The sequence below is a fragment of the Streptomyces sp. NPDC054956 genome, assembly GCF_053609185.1.
The window spans coordinates 24481-30950 of the sequence record NZ_JBSGXB010000057.1; the positions used below are offsets into that span (position 1 = coordinate 24481).

General features: G+C 72.5%; 6 protein-coding genes. 5 read left to right on the forward strand and 1 reads right to left on the reverse strand.

What is annotated here, in order from left to right; translation table 11 throughout:
• Positions 1–83 precede the first annotated feature (83 nt).
• Complete coding sequence (locus ACWGDE_RS12930) at positions 84–2225, reverse strand: protein kinase domain-containing protein (RefSeq protein WP_453389016.1); 2142 nt, start codon at positions 2223–2225, stop codon at positions 84–86.
• Between the two features lie 106 nt (positions 2226–2331).
• Here ACWGDE_RS12930 and ACWGDE_RS12935 point away from each other — a divergent pair, with 106 nt between their 5' ends.
• The 5 genes from ACWGDE_RS12935 to proC all read left to right on the forward strand — a co-directional run bounded on the left by ACWGDE_RS12935 (position 2332) and on the right by proC (position 5859).
• Positions 2332–2634, forward strand: coding sequence for a peptidase (locus ACWGDE_RS12935; protein WP_453389017.1), 303 nt, complete (start codon positions 2332–2334; stop codon positions 2632–2634).
• A 115-nt stretch (positions 2635–2749) separates the two neighbouring features.
• Positions 2750–3298 (forward strand): hypothetical protein, encoded by a 549-nt coding sequence (locus ACWGDE_RS12940; protein ID WP_453389018.1) that lies wholly within the window; start codon positions 2750–2752, stop codon positions 3296–3298.
• Positions 3299–3393: 95 nt separating this feature from the next.
• Positions 3394–4200 (forward strand): ABC transporter ATP-binding protein, encoded by an 807-nt coding sequence (locus ACWGDE_RS12945; RefSeq protein WP_453389019.1) that lies wholly within the window; start codon positions 3394–3396, stop codon positions 4198–4200.
• Positions 4197–4934, forward strand: coding sequence for an ABC transporter permease (locus tag ACWGDE_RS12950; RefSeq protein ID WP_453389020.1), 738 nt, complete (start codon positions 4197–4199; stop codon positions 4932–4934). Before ACWGDE_RS12945 ends, ACWGDE_RS12950 begins: the two co-directional genes overlap by 4 nt.
• A 115-nt stretch (positions 4935–5049) precedes the next feature.
• A complete protein-coding gene (gene proC, locus ACWGDE_RS12955; protein WP_453389021.1) occupies positions 5050–5859 on the forward strand; it encodes a pyrroline-5-carboxylate reductase in 810 nt (269 codons plus the stop codon).
• The last annotated feature ends 611 nt before the right edge of the window (positions 5860–6470 follow it).

The following is a 6470-nucleotide window of genomic DNA, read 5'->3' on the forward strand; positions in this document are numbered from 1 at the left end:
GTTCCCCGCCGTGGGGGCCCCCCCCGCCCGGCCCCCGCCGCACGGGCCCCCCGCCGGGACCCCGGGGGGGGGCCGCCGCGTTCTCACCACCCGGCGGGATCCCCGGCCGGCACCGCGAAGACGCTGCCGTCCGGCGCCGACGCGTACACCCGCCCGTCACCGGCGACGGGCGCGGGCAGGCTCGCCGCGAAGGTGTCCTTCGCACTGCCCATCCGGGGCTTGGTCTGCCCCAGCAGCCGCCCCGTCCCCGCGTCGACGGCGAGCAGCCGCCCGTCCGACGCGCTCAGGTAGACCCGCCCGTCGGCGAACACGGGCCGGGAGGCCACCGCCGCGCCCGTCTCCAGCCGCCACTGCTCCCTGTTCACGCCGATCGCCGCCAGCGTGCCCGAGGCCCCGAACGCGTACACGACGCCGTCCGGGCCCACGGTCGCCTGCGCCTGGTACAGCGGCACCGCCAGCCGTACCCGCGTCACCGCGTGGGTGGCCGCGTCGATCCGTACGACCGCACCGACCTTGGTCTCCGCCGTGTCGTCGTCCAGCAGGAACAGCCCGCCGCCCGCCGTACCGACGGGCCGCAGCTGCCCGGCCGTGCGGACCTGCCAGCGCACCGCCCCGGTCGCCGGGTCCACCGCGGACAGCTGTGTCGACTTGCCGTCGACGGCCGGCGCGGCTCCGTAGAGCACCGGTCCGCCCGGCTCCTCCGCGGAGCCCCACCACTGGCAGCCCGCCCCGCCGACCGGCTTCGACCAGCGCACCGCGCCGGTCGCCGAGTCGAGCGCGGTGACGTTCCCGTTCGGGGCCGCGATCACCACGGTCGCGCCGGCGGTCACCAGCCGCGCGCCCCCCGGGAGGTTCCGCGTCCAGCGCTCGGCGCCGCTCGCGCCGTCGCGCGCCCGCAGCACCTCGCTGCCCGGCGCCACCACGAACACGAGCCCGCCGCCGAACTGGGGCGCGCTGCCGCCCGCCGCCCGGGCGTCCGCCGCGCTGTCCCGTACGGTCCACAGCGCGGCCCCGGTCGCGGGGTCGAGCCGGACCGCCGCCGGACCGGGCCCCGAGCAGTACAGCGCCGGGGCCTGCCACGAGCACGCCGAGCCGCGTTCCCCGAGCGTCACCGACCACGGCAGGACCCGCTGCGGCCGGGGCTCGGGCGCCGCCGGCGAGGCGGGCCCGGAAGGCGTCCCGTCCCCGGACGGCCCGGAGCGGACGTACAGGCCGGTGGCACCGGCGGCGATCAGGACCGCGAGTCCGAGCCCGGCCGCCACGGCCACCCGAGGCCGCCGCCGGCCCTTGCCGGAGCCCGGGGCCTCCGGGTCCCCCGGAACGGGGATCCGGTCCCGCCGGTGGGTGTCCTCCTCGTCGGCCACCGGCCGCCGCGGCCGGGGGATGAAGGCGTGGGTGTCCTCGGCCGTCGGGTACGCCGCCGCCCGCAGTCCCGCGATCAGCTCGTCGGTGGTCGGCCGCTCCGCCGGGTCCTTGGCCAGGCAGCGCGAGACCAGCGGGACGAGCCGGTCCGGCAGCCCGGTCAGATCGGGCTCGCTGTGCACCACCTGGTACGCGACGAGGTAGTGGCTGTCGGAGTCGAACGGCCCCCGCCCGGTCGCCGCGTGCACCAGCACCGCTCCCAGGGCGAACACGTCGGCCGGCGCGTTGACCTCGCGCGGCCGCTGGAACTGCTCCGGCGCCATGAACGGCGGGGTCCCGATCAGCTTGCCGGTCTCGGTCCGCAGGTCGCTGTCGGCCGGCCGGGAGATCCCGAAGTCGATGACCCGCACCCCGTCCGGGGCCATCAGGACGTTGCTGGGCTTCAGGTCCCGGTGCACGACCCCGGCCCGGTGGATGTCCCGCAGGGCCTCGGCCAGTCCGGCGGCGAGCCGCGCCAGTTCGGCGGGGTCCAGCACGCGTTCGCGTACGCGCTCGGCGAGCGTCGGGGCATCGATGAACAGGGTGGCCATCCACGGCCGGTCCGCGTCCGGGTCGGCGTCCACGACGGGCGCGGTGAACGCGCCGCTCACCCGCCGGGCGGCCGCGACCTCCTGCCGGAACCTGGCCCGGAACTCGGGGTCCACCGCGTGCTCGGGGTGCACGATCTTGACGGCGAGTTTCAGCCCCGACTCGGAGGTCGCCAGGTGGACGACGCCCATGCCGCCGGAACCGAGCACGGACTCCAGCCGGTACTGCCCGGCATACTCCGGAAAACCCGCGTAGTCCACCCGCACAGGACGCACCGATCACCACCCCCGCCGGAGCCTAGTCGATGGTCCGTGCGAATCTCCAAGGTCCTGCTACCCTGCGCGAGTTGCGCAGGGCAACACCCATGGGGGGAGATTTCTTATGTCGATCGAGAGCGATTCAAGCCAAGTTCACACCCTCGCGGCGGGGTCGGGATTCCCGACGTTTCCGGTCGCGCCGGGCTATCGCGTGAACGTCCGGAGCGGCCCGGGGACCAACTACTCCGTCGTCCGCGTCCTTCCGGCCGGCACGACCGTGGGCATCCGCTGCCAGTGCGAGGGGACGAACGTCTCCGGTCCGTACGGCACGACGACCATCTGGGACTGCATCGGCAACGGGGAGTTCATCTCCGACGCCTACGTGAAGACCGGCAGCGACGGCTACGTCGCCACGCGCTGCAGCTAGTGCCGTCACCGGCCCACCTTCCCGGTCGCAGCGCCAGGTCCATCCGGAGCATCCGCGCGGTCTGACCCGTGAGACACCCCGGGCCCGAACCGGCCGGCGGGGGATAATCGCTGGTGTGAGCGACGACCAGCGAGACCAGACCCCCGCCGAGCCGGCCGCCGAGGCCCAGGAGCAGGCGCCCGCGTCGGTGCCCGCCGGCCCCGAGCCCGAGCCGATCCGGTTCTTCGGCACCACCTGGGTGAACCACGACGGCGGCTACGGCCTGCGCCGCGTCGCCGTCGCCGCGGGCGCGCTGGCCGCCGCGGTCGTCGGCGCCTTCCTGCTCCGGTTCTCCTACGAGGGCCTGGAGATCGGCAACGTCGGCCCGTTCCTCAGCATCTCGGTCGTCGTCCTCTTCGCCATCGCGAGCTCCATCGCCTTCGTCAAGGCCTGGGAGTCCTTCAGCCGCCGCCCGGCCCCGTCCTCCGACGAGACCGCCCTCAAGGGCCTCAAGGCGATCGGTTTCATCGGCGGCCTCATCGCCTACTTCCTGCGCTGCTTCGTCGAGGCCCCCGGCGAGAAGCTGCGCCGTGCCGAGTACGAGCGCGCCACGGCCGAATTCGCCCGCCGGCGCAGCACCCGTACGGGCAACCCGGCCGCCCGCCGCCCCAAGCGCAAGAAGTAGCCGCACCGAACCCGAAACCCGAACCCGAAACCCGAACCCGAGTCCGACGGCCCGGACGGTTGCGCCCCGGCACCGCCAGGAGCATTATTCATCACATGATGAATAACCGAGCGGCCGCCACCGCATCCGCCGTGCACGCACACGGCCTGACCGTCCGCCGCGGCACCGGCCGCAGCCCCCGCACCGTCATCGACGACATCGCCTTCGACGTCCCGCGCGGCCGCATCACCGGACTCCTCGGCCCCTCGGGCTGCGGAAAGTCCACCCTCATGCGCTCGGTCGTCGGCACCCAGGCCCACGTCACCGGCACCCTCGACGTCCTCGGCCTCCCCGCCGGCCACCCCGAGCTCCGCTCCCGCATCGGCTACGTCACCCAGGCACCGTCCGTCTACGACGACCTCACCGTCCGGCAGAACCTCGACTACTTCGCCGCGATCCTCGACCCCGGCCGCGCCGCCGCCGACCGCCGCCGCGAAACCGTCACCCGCGCCATCGCCGACGTCGACCTCACCAGCCACACCACCGCACTCGCCGGCAACCTCTCCGGCGGCCAGCGCAGCAGGGTCTCCCTCGCCGTCGCGCTCCTCGGCAGCCCCGAACTCCTCGTCCTCGACGAGCCCACCGTCGGCCTCGACCCCGTCCTGCGCCGCGACCTGTGGAACCTCTTCCACGACATCGCGGCCACCCGCGGCGCCACCCTCCTCGTCTCCTCGCACGTCATGGACGAAGCCGAGCGCTGCCACGACCTCCTCCTCATGCGCGAGGGCCGCATCCTCGCGCAGGACACCCCCGACGCACTGCGCACCCGTACCCACGCCGACACCGTCGAGGAAGGCTTCCTGCGCCTCGTCGACGAAGCCAACGCCGCGGCCGCGGCCAACGCCCAGGGGAGCACCCGATGACCACCGCACGCACCACCGCCACGGCCGCCCGCGTCCTGCGCCAGCTGCGCCACGACCCCCGCTCGATCGCGCTGATGCTGCTGGTCCCCGTACTCATGCTGATCCTGCTCCGCTACGTCTTCGACGGCAGCCCGCGCACCTTCGACAGCATCGGCGCCAGCCTCCTCGGCATCTTCCCGCTGATCACGATGTTCCTGGTCACCTCCATCGCGACCCTGCGCGAGCGCACCTCCGGCACCCTCGAACGCCTCCTCGCCATGCCGCTCGGCAAGGGCGACCTCATCGCCGGCTACGCCCTCGCCTTCGGAGCCGTGGCGGTCCTGCAGTCCCTGCTCGCCACCGGCGTCGCCCTGTGGGCCCTCGGCCTCGACGTCGTCGGCTCCCCGTGGCTGCTCCTGCTCGTCGCCCTGCTCGACGCGCTCCTCGGCACCGCACTGGGCCTGTTCGTCTCCGCGTTCGCCGCGTCCGAGTTCCAGGCCGTCCAGTTCATGCCGGCCGTGATCTTCCCGCAGCTCCTGCTGTGCGGGCTCTTCGCCGCCCGCTCCACCATGCAGCCGGTCCTGGAAGCCATCTCCAACGTCCTGCCCATGTCCTACGCCGTCGACGGAATGACCCAGGTCCTCACCCACACCGACATGACCGCCGACTTCGTCCGCGACGCCGTCGTCGTCGCCGGCTGCGCCCTCCTCGTCCTCGGTCTCGGCGCCGCCACCCTCCGCCGCCGGACGCCTTGACCCCCACGGGCCTGACCGCACTCCGGACGACCCCGCCCGCTTCCCCGCCCGGGTGCAAGGATGAGGACGTCTACGTAGTTCACGTGCAAGAACAGTTCGGCGAGGTGAATCGGGCATGACCCAGACAGTCGCAGTCCTCGGTACCGGCAAGATCGGCGAGGCCCTGCTCAGCGGGATGATCCGCGGCGGCTGGCCCGCCTCGAAGCTCCTCGTCACCGCCCGCCGCCCGGAGCGCGCGGCGGAGCTCGTCGCCCGCTACGGAGTCGAGGCCGTCTCCAACGCCGAGGCCGCCAAGCGCGCCGACACCCTGATCCTCACCGTGAAGCCGCAGGACATGGGCAAGCTCCTCGAAGAGCTCGCCCCGCACGTCCCCGCCGACCGCCTGGTCATCAGCGGCGCCGCCGGCGTCCCGACCTCCTTCTTCGAGGAACGGCTCGCCCCCGGCACCCCCGTCGTCCGCGTCATGACGAACACCCCCGCCCTGGTGGACGAGGCCATGTCCGTCATCTCGGCCGGCAGCCACGCCACCTCCGAGCACCTCCGGCACACCGAGGAGATCTTCGGCGGCGTGGGCAAGACCCTGCGCGTCCCGGAATCCCAGCAGGACGCGGCCACGGCCCTCTCCGGCTCGGGCCCGGCCTACTTCTACTTCCTCGTCGAGGCCATGACCGACGCCGGCATCCTCCTCGGCCTGCCCCGCGCCCAGGCCCACGACCTCATCGTCCAGGCCGCCATCGGCGCCGCCGTGATGCTCCGCGACAGCGGCGAACACCCGGTCAAGCTCCGCGAGGCCGTCACCTCGCCGGCCGGCACCACCATCAACGCGATCGTCGAGCTGGAGAAGCACGGCGTACGCGCCGCCCTGATCGCCGCCCTCGAAGCGGCCCGCGACCGCAGCCGCGAACTCGCCTCCGGCAACAGCTGACACCCACCCGCTACGGGGCTGCGCGCGCAGCCCCGTACCCCGACCGGGGCCACGCGAGGGTGACGTCGAGGCAGGGGTTGACACACCTGTGCCCGATCCGTAAGGTTCTTCGAGTTGTCCGAAGTGAGCGCCGACTCCGGTCGGTCCCCGGACAGCCATCCCGCACTACACATTTCGAACGAACGACGCACTCCGTCGTCTCGTTTTCATGCGTATTTGCGAATGAGGAATCCGCGTCCACGGACGCAGCCGCCGATTAGGTTCGGGGGCAGGGAATCCGCTACTGTCTCACTCGCCGCAAGGGCCTAACAGCCCAAGCAGCAAGCCCCGCTGACTGGGAGTCAGGCCCGAAAGGATCTGATAGAGTCGGAATCGCCGGAAAGGGAAACGCGAAAGCGAAGAACTGGAAAGCGAAACCCGCTTCGGCCGGGAATCGGACACGAAAGAGTCTGATAGAGTCGGAGACACAAGAACGAAGGAAGCGCCCGGAGGAAAGCCCCAGTAATTGTTACTGCGGGTGAGTACAAAGGAAGCGTCCGTTCCTTGAGAACTCAACAGCGTGCCAAAAATCAACGCCAAAAGTTGATACCCCGTCCACTTCGGTGGATGAG

What these genes read in the sequence shown, in the direction of transcription:
- ACWGDE_RS12935 (WP_453389017.1), top strand. Translation starts at nt 2,332, where the DNA reads ATGTCGATCGAGAGCGATTCAAGCCAAGTTCACACCCTCGCGGCGGGG.
- ACWGDE_RS12950 (WP_453389020.1), top strand. Translation starts at nt 4,197, where the DNA reads ATGACCACCGCACGCACCACCGCCACGGCCGCCCGCGTCCTGCGCCAG.
- ACWGDE_RS12945 (WP_453389019.1), top strand. Translation starts at nt 3,394, where the DNA reads ATGATGAATAACCGAGCGGCCGCCACCGCATCCGCCGTGCACGCACAC.
- proC (WP_453389021.1), top strand. Translation starts at nt 5,050, where the DNA reads ATGACCCAGACAGTCGCAGTCCTCGGTACCGGCAAGATCGGCGAGGCC.